The sequence below is a fragment of the Haloferax sp. KTX1 genome, from assembly GCF_902410085.1.
GTDB classification, from domain to species: Archaea; Halobacteriota; Halobacteria; order Halobacteriales; family Haloferacaceae; genus Haloferax; species Haloferax massiliensis.
In genome coordinates, this window is sequence record NZ_CABPRH010000227.1 from 1 (window position 1) to 431 (window position 431).

Here is a 431-nt window from a genome sequence, read left to right on the forward strand (position 1 = left end):
CAGTATCGTCGACCCGAGCAGGACGGCGAGGCTGCCGGCGATAATGAGGGCGAGCTTTGAGACCTCGTACCTGTCGGTAGTTCCTGCGCGTAGGTTCGTGAGTCAGTCGAATACCTTCGCCATCGCGTTAGATGTTTCCGTTGATGATGTCACTGACCGCCTGGCGATCGAACAGTTTCTCTTCGTCAGGGACGTCGCGGACAGGGCCTGGCCACTCGCCGAAGCGATCGGGCCAGACTTGCTTGGCGGCGGCCTCCGTGGCGAAAAGATCGACGATAGGACCCTGGTATTGGCCGCCGATGCGGATGATGTTACCTTCCTGAACGGCGGTGAGGTCCTGACCGTTCGGGTTGTTTTCGAACGGCTCGACGACGTTGGTCACGAACTCGTCGTGAGTTGCGGTTGTGAGCCGGCCCACGGCAGCGATGTAA

General features: G+C 60.1%; 1 pseudogene. It reads right to left on the minus strand.

Annotation, left to right across the window (positions count from 1 at the left end):
* Window positions 1–127: 127 nt before the first annotated feature.
* Window positions 128–431: pseudogene (locus FY251_RS21585) on the minus strand (ferrichrome ABC transporter substrate-binding protein); the annotation flags it as partial.